This window comes from Sinorhizobium sp. NFACC03, assembly GCF_900103435.1.
Classification (GTDB): Bacteria; Pseudomonadota; Alphaproteobacteria; order Rhizobiales; family Rhizobiaceae; genus Ensifer.
Genome location: NZ_FMXF01000027.1, coordinates 26,228 through 42,282, shown reverse-complemented (window position 1 = coordinate 42,282; position 16,055 = coordinate 26,228). Strand labels below are relative to the sequence as shown.

Here is a 16,055-nt window from a genome sequence, read left to right as displayed (position 1 = left end):
CCGTTTACTCCTTGTTATCCACACGGCGAAAGAAATCACCTTCTCTCCCCGGCTTCAGGCACCTCGTACCTATTGACGCAGATTTGCGATGAACTACTATATCTAGTGTTCGAGGTTCTCTCGATTCGCAGGGATTGAGAGCTAAGACGGGAATACGGTGCGTCGGCGAGTTTTCGCCAGGCTATGCCGTAGCTGCCCCCGCAACTGTAGACGGCGAGCGACTGTCCGGAATTGGACCACTGAGGCATGAGGCCTCGGGAAGGTCGGGATGGAAGCTGAGACCCGTGAGCCAGGAGACCTGCCTCGAGCAAAACGTCCACGGGCGGGGTGTCCGGAGGAGTTGAGTTGCGTGCGGCAGGATGAGCCTGCCTGATCGTCTCGACATCTCCCCGGCAGCCTGTCGAAAGCTTCGGGGTGAAGTCATGTCCGCGTCATTGAAATTCTATCGCTCGCCAATCAAGAGGCGCGGTTTCCCGCGCAGCTGACGAAGAGGCATGCCCGGGCGTCCAGATCCGAGCGAGCCACAGCCATGACAGCCCTGCATTTCGCCGGATCGCGGTTGCGTGTCCGTGCGCCTTCTCATGCTCTCATCCAGCCGACCAAACGAGGAAGAAATGAACGTTACCGTCTACAGCAAGCCCGCCTGCGTCCAATGCACCGCGACCTATCGGGCGCTCGATCGCCAGGGCGTCAACTACGAGGTCATTGATATCTCCATCGACCAAGACGCGCTCGAAACGGTCAAGGGCCTCGGCTACATGCAGCTTCCCGTCGTCGTCGCCGGCCCCGAACACTGGGCGGGTTTTCGCCCCGACAAGATCAGCGCGCTCTCCTAGAGGAGACAGGCGGTGGGCCTGATCGTCTATTTTTCCAGCCGCTCGGAAAACACCCATCGCTTCGTCGAAAAGCTCGGCCTTCGCGCAGCGCGCATACCGCTCCAGGAAAGTAAGGCTTCACTTACGGTTTCCGAGCCCTTCGTGTTGGTCGTGCCCACCTATTGCGGCGACGACGGCCGGGGTGCCGTACCGAAACAGGTCATCCGCTTCCTCAACGATGCGGGCAACCGCTCTCACATCCGCGGTGTCATTGCTGCGGGCAACAGCAATTTCGGCGCGACCTATGGGATCGCCGGCGACGTCATCGCGGCCAAGTGCCAGGTGCCCTACCTTTACCGGTTCGAGCTTCTCGGGACCGAGGAGGACGTCGCCAATGTCAGAAACGGGATGGAACGATTTTGGACGTCTCAACACTCGAACGCCCCCTGAAGGCGACGGAAGCGGCGCTGGACTATCATGCGCTGAACGCGATGCTGAACCTCTATGATGAAGAGGGGCGCATCCAACTCGACAAGGACCGGCTGGCGGCGAAGCAGTACTTCCTCCAGCACGTCAACCAGAACACCGTCTTCTTCCATAACCTCAGGGAGAAGCTCGATTATCTGGTGACCGAAGGCTACTATGAACAGCAGGTGCTGGATCAGTATTCCTTCAACTTCGTGCGAGATCTCTACGACCACGCTTATGGGAAGAAGTTCCGCTTCCCGACCTTCCTCGGCGCGTTCAAATACTACACCTCCTATACGCTGAAGACCTTTGACGGAACGCGCTACCTGGAGCGCTACGAGGATCGCGTCTGCATGGTGGCGATGACGCTTGCGCGCGGCAACGAGGGACTTGCCCGCGATCTCGTCGACGAGATCATTTCCGGCCGTTTCCAGCCGGCGACGCCGACCTTCCTCAATGCCGGCAAAAAGCAACGCGGCGAGCTCGTCTCCTGCTTCTTGCTTAGGGTCGAGGACAATATGGAAAGCATCGGCCGCGCGATTAATTCCGCATTGCAGCTCTCCAAGCGCGGCGGCGGCGTGGCGCTGTCGCTCACCAACATTAGAGAGATGGGGGCACCGATCAAGCAGATCGAAAACCAGTCCTCCGGCATCATCCCGGTGATGAAGCTCTTGGAAGACAGCTTCTCCTATGCCAACCAGCTTGGCGCCCGCCAGGGAGCAGGTGCTGTCTATCTCCACGCCCATCACCCCGACATCATGCGTTTTCTCGATACCAAGCGGGAAAATGCCGACGAGAAGATCCGCATCAAGACGCTTTCGCTCGGCGTCGTCATCCCGGACATCACCTTCGAGCTCGCCCGCAACAACGAGGACATGTACCTGTTCTCGCCCTATGACGTTGAGCGTGTCTACGGCGTGCCGTTGACCGAGATTTCGGTCAGCGAGAAGTATCGCGAGATGGTCGAGGACGCGCGCATCCGCAAGCAGAAGATCAAGGCGCGCGATTTTTTCCAGATTATCGCCGAAATCCAGTTCGAGAGCGGCTATCCCTACATCATGTTCGAGGACACGGTGAACCGGGCGAACCCGATTGCCGGCCGTATCACCATGAGCAACCTCTGTTCGGAAATCCTGCAGGTGAGCGAGGCGAGCGAATTCAACGACGACCTCTCCTACGCAAAGATGGGCAAGGATATCTCCTGCAACCTAGGCTCGCTGAATATTGCCGCGGCGATGGACAGTCCGGATTTCGGCCAGACGATCGAGACCTCGATCCGCGCGCTCACCGCCGTCTCTGAGATGAGCCACATCTCGTCAGTGCCTTCGATCGAGAAGGGCAATGACGACAGCCACGCGATCGGGCTCGGCCAGATGAACCTGCACGGCTACCTCGCCCGCGAGCGCATCTTCTACGGCTCGGAGGAAGGCATCGATTTCACCAATATCTATTTCTACACGGTGACCTATCACGCCATCCGCGCATCCAACCGGCTGGCGGTCGAGAAGGGCGTGAGCTTTAAGGGCTTCGAGAACTCGAAATATGCGTCCGGCGAATATTTCGACAAATATACGGTTAGCGAATGGCTGCCGGCGACCGAAAAGGTAAAGGGCCTGTTCGAAGCGGCCGGCATTTCCATACCGACGCAGGAAGACTGGCGGGAGCTGAAACAGGCGGTCATGCAAGGCGGTCTCTACAACCAGAACCTCCAGGCGGTGCCGCCGACGGGCTCGATCTCCTACATCAACCACTCGACCTCCTCTATCCACCCGATCGTCTCGAAGATCGAGATCCGCAAGGAAGGCAAGATTGGCCGCGTCTACTATCCGGCCGCCTTCATGACCAACGACAACCTCGAATATTACCAGGACGCCTACGAGATCGGGCCGGAGAAGATCATCGACACCTATGCGGCTGCGACCCAGCATGTCGACCAGGGCCTGTCGCTGACCCTGTTCTTCCGCGACACGGCGACGACGCGCGACATAAACCGCGCGCAGATCCACGCCTGGAAGAAGGGCATCAAGACGATCTACTACATCCGCCTTCGCCAGATGGCGCTTGAGGGCACGCAGGTCCAGGGCTGCGTTTCCTGCGCGTTGTAGCGCCGCGTTCCCATTAAGTGCCCCTCACCCTAACCCTCTCCCCGCCTGCGGGGAGAGGGTACCTGCCACACTGACGGCCCAGATTTGCGAGATGGCGCGGCATATGCCTTCTCCGCGCAAGCGGGGAGAAGGTGCCGGCAGGCGGAATGAGGGGCGTCCACGCCCGAGAGGACAACGAAATGAACATGAACACCAAGCCAGCGAGCCGCATCCGCGCCATCAACTGGAACCGCATCGAGGACGACAAGGATCTGGAGGTCTGGAACCGGCTTACCGGCAATTTCTGGCTGCCGGAGAAGGTGCCGCTCTCCAACGACATCCCCTCCTGGGTGACCCTGAAGCCGGAGGAGCAGAAGCTCACCATCCGCGTCTTCACCGGCCTCACGCTGCTCGACACGATCCAGAACGGCGTCGGCGCCGTCAAGCTGATGGAGGATGCCATCACTCCGCACGAGGAGGCGGTGCTTTCCAACATCTCCTTCATGGAAGCGGTGCACGCGCGCTCCTATTCCTCGATCTTCTCGACGCTGTGCCCGACGCCCGATGTCGACGATGCGTACCGCTGGTCGGAGGAAAACGAGTTCCTGCAGAAGAAGTCGGCGCTGATCATGGAGCAGTATGCCTCCGCCGATCCGCTCAAGAAGAAGGTCGCCAGCGTCTTCCTCGAAAGTTTCCTGTTCTATTCCGGTTTCTATCTGCCGATGTACTGGTCGAGCCGCGCCAAGCTCACTAACACCGCCGACATGATCCGGCTGATCATCCGTGACGAGGCGGTGCACGGCTACTATATCGGCTACAAGTTCCAGCGCGGCCTGGAAAGGCTGACCGAGGAACGCCGGCAGGAAATCAAGGACTTCGCCTTCGACCTGCTGCTCGAACTCTACGACAACGAGGCGAAATACACGGAAACCCTTTATGACGGCGTCGGGCTTACCGAGGACGTGAAGAAGTTCCTGCACTACAACGCCAACAAGGCGCTGATGAACCTCGGCTACGAGGCGCTGTTCCCGGCTGAGGCCTGCAAGGTCAATCCGGCCATTCTCTCCGCGCTGTCGCCAAACGCCGACGAGAACCACGACTTCTTCTCCGGTTCCGGCTCCTCCTACGTCATCGGCAAGGCGGTCGCGACCGAAGACGAGGACTGGGATTTCTGAGAAGCCCCAGGCACCTGCGGGAACATGAAGAACCGCCCGAGGACATGATGTCTTTGGGCGGCTCCGCGCATCAAAGGGGTGTGGTTATTCCGCCGCGACCACCCGGCTGCGGCCGATCGTTGCCTGCGTCAGCAGGAAGGCGGCAAGCGCGCAAGCCGTGATGGCTCCGGCCATCGGCAGGGCGGTTCCGTCGAAGAAGAAGCTTGCGACAACCATCGCGACGGCGGCGGTGACGAAATGCAGCGTGCCCATCAGCGCCGATGCGGTGCCGGCGATTTCGCCGTGGTCCTCAAGGGCCAGCACCGCCGATGTCGGGATCACGAGGCCGAGGACACCGTAGCCGACGAACAGGAAGGCGGCCATGACTGGCAACTGGTTGAAGCCGAGGCTCATGACGACGAACATGCTGACCATTGTGAGCGCGAAGGCACTGACGGCAATCTGCATCACGCGTACGAGGCCGAAGCGCTCGCCGAGCCAGCCGGTCGCCTGCGACACGGCGAAGAACGACACGGCGTTCATCGAAAAGGCGATGCTGTATTGCGTCGGCGTCAGCCCGTAGTGGTCGATCAGCACGAAGGGCGAGTTGGCGAGATAGACCAGGAAGCCCGAGATCCCGAGCCCGCCGATGAAGGTGAGCGTCAGGAAGTTGCGATCGGAAAGCAGCAGGCGGTATGCGGCAAGCGCACTTGCGAGGCTGCTGTCGGCGCGGTCCTTCTTCGGCCGGGTCTCCTGCAACTGTGTCGACAGCAGGATCAAGCCGATGAAGGCGGCGATCATCACGGCATAGAAGACGCCGCGCCAGCCGTAGAACTGGATCACCGCACTGCCGGCAAGTGGCGCCAGGATCGGCGAAATGCTGAAGACGAGCATCAAGAGCGACATCAGCCGTGCCGCCTGGACGCCGGTGTGCATGTCACGGACGACGGCCCTTGGAATGACCATGCCGGCAGCGCCACCGATACCCTGCAGAAAGCGAAAGGCGATCAGCGTTTCGATGTCGGTTGCGAGCGCGCAGCCGACGCTGGCAACGGTGAAGAGGCCGATGCCGAGATAGAGCGGCGCCTTGCGTCCCCAGATATCCGAAAGCGGCCCGTAGACCAGCTGCGAAATAGCGAAGGAGATGAAGAAGGCCAGCAGGCTGAGCTGCACGACGCCGTTCTCGGCCGCGAGATCCTTGCCGATCGACGGCAGGGCCGGCAGATACATGTCGATTGCGAAGGGACCGATCGCCGAAATCAGACCGAGGACGATGGCGGTGCGGAGGAAGGACGCTGTCATGGCAATGATCTTTCAGAAATGGCGACAACGCTCCGGCACGAGGCCGGCATTGCTGCCGCCCGGATTGAAACTCGAAAGATGACGGTCGTGCCAGGATCGAACGTTTGGGAGACGCATCCTGCGCTGACTACTTTGTCCATTAATTTGGACACAGATGTAAAATTAGACAGCATTGTCTAAATCGTCAATGGGCCTTATCTTCAGTCCATGAAAAAACACGACTTCGCCTCGCCGGACCCCCGCGTGCAAAAAGGACAGCTGGCGAAACGCGTCTCGATCCTGGAGGCGGCAGCCGAGGTGTTCTGCCGGGAGGGCTTTTCCGGCGCGGCCATCGACGAGATCGCCGCCGAAGCCGGCGTGTCGCGCCAGACCATCTACAACCATTACCGCGAAAAAGAGACGCTGTTCATGGCGGTGATCCAGGACATTATGGATCGCGCCAATGGCGTGCTCTTTTCGATCCTCGCGACCTTCCCTGAAACCGCCGACAATCTCGAAGACGAACTTGTCGCCTTCGCCGTCCGCCTCAACAAGAACTGCATCTGCAATCAGGATGCCAAGTTCATCCAGAAGCTGATCGCGACGGAGGGCAACCGCTATCCACATCTTTTCCAGTTCTGGCGCGAACAGGGACCGGGCAAGACCGACAGGGCGCTGGCCGCACTCTTTGCCCGGCTCGCCCACTCAGCACCGCTCGACATCGATGACTTCGACCTCGCCGCCCGGCAGTTCATCGCGCTGATCAAGGCAGACTCGCAGATGGGCGGGCTTTTCGGCGAGGCCCCGAGCGAAGCGGAACTGGAAGTCAGCGCCCATAAGGCGGTCAGGACGTTTCTCCGTGCCTATGGCCGCGAGCAGAGAACGAGCAGTCTCGAAGCGCAACATTGATATCGCGCACGATCGCCGCAGGGCTGTGCCCATTGCGACAGCCGCGCACGCTCTGATGCGGCAGGAGAACTGAAGCTCAACCTGTATTAGGCAGCATCACTAGAGGCACGAATGCCTATCTGGTGATCCGAAAGCCGCTGACGCCTTCCGGCGCTTCGACGAACTCGGCAACGACCTTCGAAACCCACGCGGCCGGGGGCCCTTCATGCAGGCGCTCGAGCATGAGGGTGATTGCCTCCTCCGGGCCGCTGATCAGAGCGGCGACCGAGCCATCGGCTTCGTTTCGAACCCATCCGACGAGACCGAGCTTCTGCGCCTCGTCACGGGCCCAAACCCTGAAGCTAACGCCTTGTACCCGCCCGAGGATTCGGACCAACGCCGTCTTGCTGGTCTCAGACATGATCTCGTCTCCGTCACCGTTTGCCACGCTATCTGGCGCGAGGAGGGGCAAAGGCAAGTCATCCGCGCAACGAAGTTGGAGGGAGCCCTTGCGGCTGCTCAGCAGGCTGCGATGAACCGTGGGAAGGTATAACAAATTTCCTCGGTATGCTTTTTATTTTTTGTTTGCGTATTTTTAAAAATTGACGCGCGCAAAGTTTTGTGGTTTTTACGCCTTCACCAAGACGGCGGTGGGAGGGCCTCGCCAGCTTGGCTGAAACACCGAAGGCCCGCGCCGTTTCCAGGGAGGAAACCATGAACATGTCCCGCATTCTGAAATCGCTCGTCGCCGGCACGGCGCTGTCACTCTTTGCCTCCGCTGCTTTCGCCGACGGCATCGGCGCATCGCTTCTGACCCAGCAGCATCCGTTCTACATCGAGCTCGCCGACGCGATGAAAGCCGAAGCCGAGGCCAAGAACGTCAAGCTCGAAGTGTCGATCGCCAACCAGGATCTCAACAAGCAGCTGGCCGACGTCGAGGACTTCATCGTCAAGGGCGTCGACGTCATCGTGATCTCACCGGTCGACAGCCAGGGAGTGCGCGCCGCGATCGAGAAGGCCGAGAAGGCCGGAATCAAGGTGATCACCGTCGACGTTCCGGCCAATGGCGCCACCGTCACCTCGCATATCGGCACCGACAACTTCACCGGCGGCGTCAAGGCCGGCGAACTGATGGCCAAGGTCCTCGACAACAAGGGCAAGGTCGCCGTCATCGACTATCCGACGGTCCAGTCGGTGGTAAACCGCGTCAACGGCTTCAAGGAAGCGATCGCCAAGCACAAGGACATGGAGATCGTCGCGATCCAGACCGGCATCACCCGCGCCGAAGCGCTCGCCGCCGCCCAGAACATGCTGCAAGCCAATCCTGACATCACCGGTATCTTCGGCTTCGGCGACGATGCAGCACTCGCCGCTGCCGTCGCAGTCAAGGCTGCAGGCCTTGAATCCCAGGTCAAGGTCATCGGCTTTGACGGCATGAAGGAAGCCCGCGACGCCGTCGACACCAATCCGGTCATGGTAGGCGTCATCCAGCAGTTCCCGGACCAGATGGGCAAGCAGGCGGTCGACACCGCCGTCAAGGTCGCCGCCGGCGAGACCGTTCCGGCCGAACAGCCGATCGTTCCCGGCGTCTACACCGCGAAATAAGTCCTCCCAGGACAGCCGCCGCCTCCGGGCGGCGGCAACCTCAGGAGTGAGCGCTCCGGCATATGGCCGGAGGCGCCTCGGCTCGCCCTTTGCGCGCGCGAATGGGACGCGCGGCGTCGTATGGAGGCCACCATGCATGGTTCGACCACGGACACCATCCTCGAGATCAGTGACGTCACCAAATCCTTCGGTCAGGTCGCGGCGCTGAAAAGCATGCGTCTCAAGGTCAGGCGCGGCCGGGTGCACACGCTGCTCGGCGAAAACGGCGCCGGCAAATCGACACTGATGAAGATTCTGGCCGGCGTGCACGAGGCAACTTCGGGTGTCATCACGCTTGATGGGCGCCCCTACCGGCCGGCCGATCCGCAGGACGCCGCAGCCCTCGGGCTTGCCATCGTCTTCCAGGAACTCAGCCTCTGCAGCAACCTGACGGTGGCCGAAAATATTCTTGCCACCCGCGAGCCGCGCCGCTTCGGCTTCATCAACGACAAGGCGCTCGTCGCCAAGGCCCGCGCGATCGTCGCCGATCTCGGGCTGCCGATCGACGTCAGCGAGAAGGTCGGCAATCTCTCGATCGCCCAGCGCCAACTCGTGGAAATCGCCAAGGGGCTGAGCCACGAGGCCAAGGTCGTCATTCTCGACGAGCCGACCTCGTCGCTGAGCGACAGCGAAGCCGAGATCCTGTTCGAGATCATTACCCGGCTGAAGCAACGTGGCGTCGCCGTCATCTACATTTCCCACCGCATGGAAGAGATCATGCGGCTCAGCGACGACATCACCGTCATCCGCGACGGCGAATATGTCTCGACCCATGATCGCGACGACGTCACCATCGAGGCGCTGATCGCGCTGATGGTCGGCCGTCGCATGGATGAGATCTATCCGCCACGGACCCACGAGCAGTCGGCGAAGACAGCTCCGGTTCTTTCGATCGACAGCCTTACCCGTGATGGCGAGTTCGACGACATCTCCTTCGACGTCCGCCCCGGCGAAATCCTCGGCTTTTTCGGCCTCGTCGGTTCCGGCCGCTCCGAAGTGATGAACGCACTGTTCGGCATGAAGGCGGCGACCGGCACGGTTCGCTTCGAGGGGCAGCCGGTTCGTTTCCGCTCGCCGGCAGAGGCGATTTCGCGCGGCATCGGCTTCGTCACCGAAAACCGTAAGGAAGAAGGCCTCGTTCTCAGCCACAGCGTCGGCTGGAATATCTCGATGGCGGCCCTTGCCGATTTCACCGGACCGTTCGGCTTCACCCGCAAGCGCGCCGAGCGCGACGCCGCTGCCACCGAAGTCGGGCGGCTCGCCATCAAGACCCACTCACTGGACACGCCCTCAGGTTCGCTCAGCGGCGGCAACCAGCAGAAGATCGTGCTCGCCAAGTGGCTGCTGACGCGGCCCAAGGTGCTGATCCTCGACGAGCCCACCCGTGGCGTCGACGTCGGCGCCAAGTTTGAAATCTACAAGATCATCCGCCAGCTGGCGGCCGAGGGCACGGCGATCCTGCTGATCTCCTCCGAGCTGCCGGAGGTTCTCGGAATGAGCGACCGCGTCGTCGTGATGCACGAGGGCGTCGTCGGCGCGACCCTGTCCGGCGCCGACCTCAACCCGGAAACAATCATGGCGCACGCAACGGGATTCCAATCATGACACAGCAATCCGAGACCCAGGCCGCCTTCATGCGGGCGTTGAAACAATATGGCGGCATCCTTCTGTCGCTGGTGATGCTCTGCGTCATCTTCTCCTTTCTCAACCCGCGCTTCATGTCGGTCGTCAACTTCATGAACATCCTGCAGCAGGTGGCCGTGGTGGCGATCGCCGCTTTCGGCATGACCTGGGTGATCCTGCTCGGCGAGATCGATCTCTCCGTCGGCTCGATCATCGCGGTCGCCGGCATGGTCGGGGCGCAATGTTTCGCCTTCGGTCTCGGTTTCGCGCCGGCGCTGGTCGTCACGCTGCTGGCGGGTGCCCTGATGGGCATGCTGAACGGCGTGCTGACGGCGAAGCTGCTCTTGCCCTCCTTCATCGTCACGGTAGCGACGATGGGCATCTACCGCGGCATGGTCAGCCTGCCGACCAACGGCGCGCCGGCGATGATCGAGAATGCGACCTGGACCGCCATCGGCACGGAGAGCTTCCTCGGCCTGCCCATCATCATCTGGGTCGTCGCCGTCCTGTTCCTCGTCAACCACATCCTTCTGAGCAAGACGAGCTTCGGCCGACGCGCCTATCTGACGGGCGGCAACCGTGAGGCGGCCGTCTATTCCGGCATCAAGGTCGACCGGCTGAAGATCACCATCTTCATGATCTCCGGCGTGATGGCGGCGATCAGCGGCGTGCTCTTGTCCTCCCGCCTGTTCTCCGCCCAGACCAATGCCGGCATGAGCTACGAACTCGACGCGATCGCCGCAGCGGTGCTCGGCGGCACCTCGCTTGCCGGCGGAGTCGGTACCATGGTCGGCACGCTGATCGGCGCGCTCATCATCGGCGTCATGAACAACGGCATGAACATGCTGTCCGTTCCCTACTTCTACCAGCTCATCGTCAAGGGTCTTGTGATCCTGATCGCGGTTTGGCTCGACGTGCGCGCCAAACAGGCAAAGCGTTGATCCTCAGAAGAGAAACACCCCCATGCACAAGATACTGACGATCGGCGAAATTCTCGTGGAGATCATCGCCACCGAGAAGGGCGACGGTTTCCGGCAGGCCACCCCACTGATCGGGCCATACCCCTCCGGCGCGCCGGCGATCTTCATCGATCAGGTCGGCAAACTCGACCAAGCGAGCGCGATCATCTCGCGCGTCGGCGACGACGATTTTGGCCACGTCAATCTCGACCGCCTGAAGGCCGATGGCGTCGACATCTCCGGCATCGCGGTCGATCCACTCGGTACCACCGGCAGCGCCTTCGTGCGCTACCGCCCCGACGGCAGCCGCGCCTTCGTCTTCAATATCCGCCACAGCGCCTGCGGCACAATCCGTCTCGATGACGCGGCGCGGGCATTGGTGCGCAGTTGCAGCCATCTGCATGTCATGGGCTCGTCGCTCTACGCACCAAGCGTGGTGGAGAGCATTATCGCAGCGATCGAGATGATCAAGGCGGCCGGCGGCACGGTGTCCTTCGACCCGAACCTCAGGCCGGAAATCCTCGATAGCCCCGGCATGCGCGAGGCGCTGCGCGCGGTGCTTGCCAGGACAGACGTCTTCCTGCCGAGCGGGCAGGAGCTCTTCCTGTTCACCAAGGCGAAGACCGAGGCCGAGGCGGTTTCGGAACTGCTTGCTGCCGGCATCAAGGTGATCGTCGTCAAGCGCGGTGCCGAAGGCGCGAGCTATTTCGACGCCGAAACCACGCTCTCGCATCCCGGCTTCGCTGTTGAGGAGGTTGATCCGACCGGCGCCGGCGACTGCTTCAGCGCGACCTTCGTCACCTTCTGGCTGAACGGAGCAGGTTCCGCCCAAGCGCTGGCATTCGCCAACGCCTCGGGCGCGCGCGCCGTCATGATCTCCGGCCCGATGGAAGGCGCCTCGACACGCGCCGATCTCGAAACTTTCATCAACGCGCGAAAGGGCTGACCGCCATGCAACAGAACCTTCTGATCGACATTGCCCGCTGGCGCGAGCGCCCGGGTCCACGCGGCATTCCCTCCGTCTGCTCGGCCCACCCACTGGTGATCGAAGCGGCCATGCTGCGCGCTCTTGAAGAAGATGCAGCGCTCCTGATCGAGGCGACCTGCAACCAAGTCAATCAGGACGGCGGCTATACCGGTATGACGCCCGCCGATTTCACCCGTTTCGTCGCCGGCATCGCCGACCGCGTTTCCTTCCCAAAGGACAAGATCATCCTCGGCGGCGACCATCTCGGCCCGAACCCATGGAAGCACCTGCCCGCGGAAGACGCGATGGCAAAGGCGGTGACCATGATCGAGGCCTATGCCAAGGCCGGCTTCACCAAGCTGCATCTCGATACCAGCATGGGCTGCGCCGGCGAGCCGGTGGCCCTTCCAGACACAGTGACGGCGGAACGCGCCGCACGGCTTGCCGCCGCCGCCGAAGCCGCCATTCGCGCCCAGGACGGTATCGCTCCCGTCTATATCATCGGCACCGAAGTCCCGGTTCCGGGCGGCGCGCTGGAAGAACTGGATACGCTGGTGGTCACGGCGCCCGAGGCGGCAATCGAGACGGTCGACATCCATCGCCGGGCCTTCGAAGCGGCGGGCGCCGCAAACGCCTTCAAGCGCGTGGTCGGCGCTGTCGTCCAGCCGGGCGTCGAGTTCGGCAACGAGAACGTCATCGCCTATGACAGGGAGAAAGCGGCAAAGCTCAGCGCCAGCTTGAGACAACTCGACGGCATCGTCTTCGAGGCGCATTCGACCGACTACCAGACACCGGATGCGCTTCGCGATCTCGTCTCCGACGGTTTCGCCATTCTCAAGGTCGGCCCGGGCCTCACTTTTGCGCTGCGCGAGGCGCTTTACGGCCTCGACCAGATCGCCGCCTTCCTCTTCCCCGGTGCGCGTCAGCAGACGCTTGCATCGGTCACCGAGACGGTGATGCGCGAGGAGCCGGCGAACTGGGGCAAGTATTATCACGGCTCGCCGGAAGCCCAGCGGCTGCAGCGGCATTTCTCCTACAGCGACCGGATCCGCTATTACTGGCCGCACCCGAAGGTCGCCACCGCTGTCGAAGACCTTCTCACCCTGCTCGATAGAGTGACCATCCCGGAGACCCTGATCAGCCAGTATCTTCCGGGCAGTTACGAACGGGTGCGCGACGGTAAAGTGGCCGCCAAAGCAAAACCGCTGGCACTTGCCGCGGTCGACAGGGTTCTCGAGGATTATTTTGTGGCCTGTCGCGTTTAGCGTCTGGCCGTATGTTCGGTGAATATTTCCGAGCCGGTACTGCCTATCCCCGAGAAATGAACCTATAAACGAAATCAAAACAATATGGGGTACTGCGGTCGTGGACAGACAGATCAAGACGATGGAGGATTTTTCGGAGTTCGTCGGTTTGTCGCGGCCCACGGTCTCCAAGTACTTCAATGATCCGGGCTCTGTTCGAAAGAAGACCCGCGATGCTATCGAGGCGGCGATCAAACAGTCGGGCTTTCGCCCGAACATCTTCGCCGTCAATCTCAACCGTCGCCGCACCAACATTCTCGGCGTTATCGTCCCGAACTCGACCGACCCTTTCTACATGGCGTTGACGCGCCGGATCGAACATATCGCCAATCAGGCGGGTTTCCTCGCCTTCGTGCTTTCTTCCGACGGTCGGCCCGAGATGGAGGAGCGCGCGATCGAGACCTTCAAGTCGATGAACGTCGCCGGCGCGATCATCGCGCCGCTCGGTGTGCAGTCACACCACAAGACCCTGACCGCCCTCGGCGAGAGCATTCCGCTGATCTACGTGGACTCGCCGCTTGACGACAGCTCCTCTTTCGTCGGCACCGACAACCGCCAGAGCTTCCGCCTGATGGTCGATTATCTCTGCCGCTCGGGAAGCCCGCCCTGCTATCTCGGCATGCCGCCGGTCAACAACAACGCCTTGGCCCGGCGCGACGCCTATCTGGAGGCGATGCAGCAGCTGAAGATGGAGCCGGCGCTGGTCGAGACGACGCCGAACGGCTCCTGGGATTTCGAGAAATTCGGTTTCGACGAGACGCTGCGCATTCTCGGCGCCGGCGGCTTTCCGACGCAGACGGTGCTTTGCGCCAACGACCGCGTCGCCTTCGGCGTCATCGCCGCCGCCTTCCAGTCGGGTCTCAAGGTCGGCCGCGACGCCGACGCCGATCTGCGCGTCGCCGGCCATGACGACCATCCGCTGTCGCGCTACACCTGCCCGCCGCTGACGACGGTGGCGCAGAACTACAACGAGATTGGGCGGCTGGCGATTGAGCTGCTCCTCTTCAAGCTCGGGGAGAGCTCAGACGACGGCGGTGCCTTCCCCGAGGACGAGCGCATTCTGCTCAGCGCCGAGATCATGTTGCGCGGTTCGGCCTGAGCATTCTCCGGGCCGAACCGGGTTTCGTTCGGCAGATCAGGACCGACGCACCAACGACAGAACCTGGTCGGTCGTCAGGATATCGCCGAACGTGTCGTCGATCGTCGCCAGCGACGCGCGATGCAGCGCGGCATGTGGAACGACGTCGCCGTCGCTAGTGTCGAGGTCGCGCGTGGCACAGGCATCCGCTGCAACGACGACGTTGAAGCCGAGCGGCACGGCATCCCGCGCGGCACCGGCAACGCAGGCATGGGTCATCAGCCCGGTGATGACCAGCGTATCGACTCCGGTTTTCTTGAGCTGCTCGCCGAGGTCGGTACTGGCAAACACGCTTACCGACGACTTTCGGACCACGGAATGGTTGGCTGCCGGCCGGATGTCGCGGTGGAAGTCAGACGTCGCACTGTCCTCGGCAAACACCGGGGTGCCGGCCGGCGTCACGTGCTTGACGTGGTAGACCTTCATGCCCTCGGTGTCGGCGCGTTCGATCAGCCGTTTTGCATTGGCGAGTGCCTTCTCCCCATCCGGGATCGGCATGCGGCCCGTAAAGTATTCGTTCTGAAAATCGATCACCAACAGGACTGTGTTGCAGGGATCGAGGTTTTCGGGAGCGGATGCGCCGGCAATTGTCCGGATGGTCGGGTGTGTCATGGGAGGTTCCTTTCGCAATCTGACGCCTGCGAAAGTCGCGAAAACGCCCATGTTGCGAAAGTGGCCTGAACGACAATATATGATAGGTTCCGGCCAACTTCAGGCTCGCCGGGTTCAGACCGCAATGCACACCGTCGCCATCATCGCCTTTTCGGGCATCAGCCCGTTTCACCTCTCGGTGCCCTGCATCGTCTTCGGAGACGACCTGTTGAAGCTCGGGACACCGCGCTACCGGCTGCTGATCGCCGGCGAAAAGACCGGATTCGTTCGCACCATGTCGGGCTTTCACATCGAGGTGGAGCATGACCTCTCCAGTCTTGCGGAGGCGGACACGATCATCGTACCGGCCTGGGATGACCCGAATACCCGTCCATCGGAAAACCTGCTGAACGCGCTACGCACTGCCCATGCCCGCGGGGCCCGGCTCGTCGGCCTATGCCTCGGCACCTTCGTGCTGGCAGAGGCAGGCCTGCTCGACGGGCGAGCAGCCTCGACACACTGGGCCTGGGGCGACGAATTCGAGCGCGCCTATCCCGACGTCGCCCTGAACCGCAACGCCATCTACATCGATGAGGGCGATATCCTGACTTCGGCCGGAACGGCGGCCGCAATCGACTGCTGCCTGCACATCGTGCGCAACGACCACGGCGCGGAGATCGCCAACCGCATCGCCCGCAGGCCGGTGGTTGCGCCGCATCGCCACGGAGACCAGGCGCAGTATATAGAAGCGCCCCTGCCCGCTCCCGGCAGCGGCGACCCGCTCAGCGCAACGATCGCCTGGGCGATCGAACATCTCGATGAGCCGCTTTCGCTCGAACGGCTGGCGGATCACGCCGGCATGAGCCTGCGCAGCTTCACCCGACATTTCCGCAAGAAGACGGGAACGACCTTCACCCAATGGCTTCTTCAGCAGCGGCTCGCCGTCGCCCAACGCCTGCTTGAGACCGGCTCCTGTTCCATCGATCATGTGGCGGAGATGGCAGGCTTTGGCTCCACCGTCTCCTTCCGCCAACATTTCACCCGGGCCCTTTCGATCTCACCAGCAAGCTATCGCCGGCAGTTCCGGAACCGGCCGACGACGGCGATTGCTTCTACCACCCCAAATCCTTCATGAGTTC

16 protein-coding genes and 1 riboswitch are annotated in these 16,055 nt (G+C 61.9%); of the genes, 12 read left to right on the top strand and 4 right to left on the bottom strand.

What is annotated here, in order from left to right:
* Positions 1 to 95 precede the first annotated feature (95 nt).
* A riboswitch (cobalamin riboswitch) is annotated at positions 96 to 320 on the top strand.
* Positions 321 to 614: 294 nt separating this feature from the next.
* The 4 genes from nrdH (at position 615) to nrdF (ending at position 4,542) form a co-directional block, all read left to right on the top strand.
* Positions 615 to 836 carry a glutaredoxin-like protein NrdH gene (gene nrdH, locus BLU35_RS26700; RefSeq protein WP_057251814.1) on the top strand — a complete coding sequence of 74 codons (222 nt, stop codon included), beginning with the start codon at positions 615 to 617 and terminating at the stop codon, positions 834 to 836.
* Between the two features lie 12 nt (positions 837 to 848).
* On the top strand, positions 849 to 1,265 hold the full coding sequence (gene nrdI / locus BLU35_RS26695; RefSeq protein WP_093235191.1) for a class Ib ribonucleoside-diphosphate reductase assembly flavoprotein NrdI: 417 nt from the start codon (positions 849 to 851) through the stop codon (positions 1,263 to 1,265).
* Entirely contained in the window at positions 1,235 to 3,388 is a 2,154-nt protein-coding gene (gene nrdE, locus BLU35_RS26690) for a class 1b ribonucleoside-diphosphate reductase subunit alpha (protein WP_093235190.1), read from the top strand. The genes nrdI and nrdE overlap by 31 nt, the downstream gene beginning before the upstream one ends.
* Positions 3,389 to 3,567: 179 nt before the next feature.
* Complete coding sequence (gene nrdF / locus BLU35_RS26685; RefSeq protein WP_093235224.1) at positions 3,568 to 4,542, top strand: class 1b ribonucleoside-diphosphate reductase subunit beta; 975 nt, start codon at positions 3,568 to 3,570, stop codon at positions 4,540 to 4,542.
* A gap of 84 nt (positions 4,543 to 4,626) precedes the next feature.
* Here nrdF and BLU35_RS26680 read toward each other — a convergent pair whose 3' ends face one another.
* Complete coding sequence (locus BLU35_RS26680) at positions 4,627 to 5,823, bottom strand: multidrug effflux MFS transporter (protein ID WP_093235189.1); 1,197 nt, start codon at positions 5,821 to 5,823, stop codon at positions 4,627 to 4,629.
* Between the two features lie 207 nt (positions 5,824 to 6,030).
* On the opposite strand from BLU35_RS26680, the gene BLU35_RS26675 reads away from it, so the two are divergent.
* Positions 6,031 to 6,711, top strand: coding sequence for a TetR/AcrR family transcriptional regulator (locus BLU35_RS26675; RefSeq protein WP_176907454.1), 681 nt, complete (start codon positions 6,031 to 6,033; stop codon positions 6,709 to 6,711).
* A gap of 115 nt (positions 6,712 to 6,826) precedes the next feature.
* On the opposite strand, the gene BLU35_RS26670 is transcribed toward BLU35_RS26675, so the two are convergent.
* Together BLU35_RS26670 and BLU35_RS35245 are read right to left on the bottom strand one after the other, a co-directional pair.
* The gene (locus tag BLU35_RS26670; protein WP_058322980.1) at positions 6,827 to 7,111 is read right to left on the bottom strand and encodes an acylphosphatase; all 285 of its coding nucleotides are present in this window, start codon (positions 7,109 to 7,111) and stop codon (positions 6,827 to 6,829) included.
* 58 nt (positions 7,112 to 7,169) lie between these two features.
* The gene (locus tag BLU35_RS35245; protein ID WP_143033005.1) at positions 7,170 to 7,406 is read right to left on the bottom strand and encodes a hypothetical protein; all 237 of its coding nucleotides are present in this window, start codon (positions 7,404 to 7,406) and stop codon (positions 7,170 to 7,172) included.
* On the opposite strand from BLU35_RS35245, the gene BLU35_RS26665 reads away from it, so the two are divergent.
* From BLU35_RS26665 to BLU35_RS26640, 6 genes are all read left to right on the top strand, one after another.
* A complete protein-coding gene (locus tag BLU35_RS26665) occupies positions 7,405 to 8,295 on the top strand; it encodes a substrate-binding domain-containing protein (RefSeq protein ID WP_093235188.1) in 891 nt (296 codons plus the stop codon). The genes BLU35_RS35245 and BLU35_RS26665 overlap by 2 nt on opposite strands.
* A 132-nt stretch (positions 8,296 to 8,427) precedes the next feature.
* Positions 8,428 to 9,939: a sugar ABC transporter ATP-binding protein gene (locus BLU35_RS26660; RefSeq protein ID WP_093235187.1), complete on the top strand. Its 1,512-nt coding sequence runs from the start codon at positions 8,428 to 8,430 to the stop codon at positions 9,937 to 9,939.
* On the top strand, positions 9,936 to 10,898 hold the full coding sequence (locus BLU35_RS26655; protein ID WP_093235186.1) for an ABC transporter permease: 963 nt from the start codon (positions 9,936 to 9,938) through the stop codon (positions 10,896 to 10,898). The genes BLU35_RS26660 and BLU35_RS26655 overlap by 4 nt, the downstream gene beginning before the upstream one ends.
* Before the next feature lie 22 nt (positions 10,899 to 10,920).
* The gene (locus BLU35_RS26650) at positions 10,921 to 11,862 is read left to right on the top strand and encodes a tagatose kinase (RefSeq protein ID WP_093235185.1); all 942 of its coding nucleotides are present in this window, start codon (positions 10,921 to 10,923) and stop codon (positions 11,860 to 11,862) included.
* Positions 11,863 to 11,867: 5 nt separating this feature from the next.
* Complete coding sequence (locus BLU35_RS26645) at positions 11,868 to 13,148, top strand: D-tagatose-bisphosphate aldolase, class II, non-catalytic subunit (RefSeq protein ID WP_093235184.1); 1,281 nt, start codon at positions 11,868 to 11,870, stop codon at positions 13,146 to 13,148.
* Between the two features lie 121 nt (positions 13,149 to 13,269).
* Complete coding sequence (locus BLU35_RS26640; RefSeq protein ID WP_162730611.1) at positions 13,270 to 14,286, top strand: LacI family DNA-binding transcriptional regulator; 1,017 nt, start codon at positions 13,270 to 13,272, stop codon at positions 14,284 to 14,286.
* A gap of 36 nt (positions 14,287 to 14,322) precedes the next feature.
* On the opposite strand, the gene BLU35_RS26635 is transcribed toward BLU35_RS26640, so the two are convergent.
* Positions 14,323 to 14,937 (bottom strand): isochorismatase family protein, encoded by a 615-nt coding sequence (locus BLU35_RS26635; RefSeq protein ID WP_093235182.1) that lies wholly within the window; start codon positions 14,935 to 14,937, stop codon positions 14,323 to 14,325.
* 124 nt (positions 14,938 to 15,061) lie between these two features.
* Between BLU35_RS26635 and BLU35_RS26630 the strand changes: the two genes are divergently transcribed.
* Complete coding sequence (locus BLU35_RS26630) at positions 15,062 to 16,051, top strand: GlxA family transcriptional regulator (protein WP_093235181.1); 990 nt, start codon at positions 15,062 to 15,064, stop codon at positions 16,049 to 16,051.
* Positions 16,052 to 16,055: the final 4 nt, after the last annotated feature.

Excerpts from the sequence above, each read along its gene's own strand:
- nrdF (WP_093235224.1), top strand. The coding sequence starts at position 3,568 with ATGAACATGAACACCAAGCCAGCGAGCCGCATCCGCGCCATCAACTGG.
- BLU35_RS26640 (WP_162730611.1), top strand. The coding sequence starts at position 13,270 with ATGGAGGATTTTTCGGAGTTCGTCGGTTTGTCGCGGCCCACGGTCTCC.
- BLU35_RS26680 (WP_093235189.1), bottom strand. The coding sequence starts at position 5,823 with ATGACAGCGTCCTTCCTCCGCACCGCCATCGTCCTCGGTCTGATTTCG.
- BLU35_RS26655 (WP_093235186.1), top strand. The coding sequence starts at position 9,936 with ATGACACAGCAATCCGAGACCCAGGCCGCCTTCATGCGGGCGTTGAAA.
- BLU35_RS26645 (WP_093235184.1), top strand. The coding sequence starts at position 11,868 with ATGCAACAGAACCTTCTGATCGACATTGCCCGCTGGCGCGAGCGCCCG.
- BLU35_RS26650 (WP_093235185.1), top strand. The coding sequence starts at position 10,921 with ATGCACAAGATACTGACGATCGGCGAAATTCTCGTGGAGATCATCGCC.
- BLU35_RS26630 (WP_093235181.1), top strand. The coding sequence starts at position 15,062 with ATGCACACCGTCGCCATCATCGCCTTTTCGGGCATCAGCCCGTTTCAC.
- BLU35_RS26665 (WP_093235188.1), top strand. The coding sequence starts at position 7,405 with ATGAACATGTCCCGCATTCTGAAATCGCTCGTCGCCGGCACGGCGCTG.
- BLU35_RS35245 (WP_143033005.1), bottom strand. The coding sequence starts at position 7,406 with ATGGTTTCCTCCCTGGAAACGGCGCGGGCCTTCGGTGTTTCAGCCAAG.
- BLU35_RS26670 (WP_058322980.1), bottom strand. The coding sequence starts at position 7,111 with ATGTCTGAGACCAGCAAGACGGCGTTGGTCCGAATCCTCGGGCGGGTA.
- BLU35_RS26635 (WP_093235182.1), bottom strand. The coding sequence starts at position 14,937 with ATGACACACCCGACCATCCGGACAATTGCCGGCGCATCCGCTCCCGAA.
- BLU35_RS26660 (WP_093235187.1), top strand. The coding sequence starts at position 8,428 with ATGCATGGTTCGACCACGGACACCATCCTCGAGATCAGTGACGTCACC.
- nrdH (WP_057251814.1), top strand. The coding sequence starts at position 615 with ATGAACGTTACCGTCTACAGCAAGCCCGCCTGCGTCCAATGCACCGCG.
- BLU35_RS26675 (WP_176907454.1), top strand. The coding sequence starts at position 6,031 with ATGAAAAAACACGACTTCGCCTCGCCGGACCCCCGCGTGCAAAAAGGA.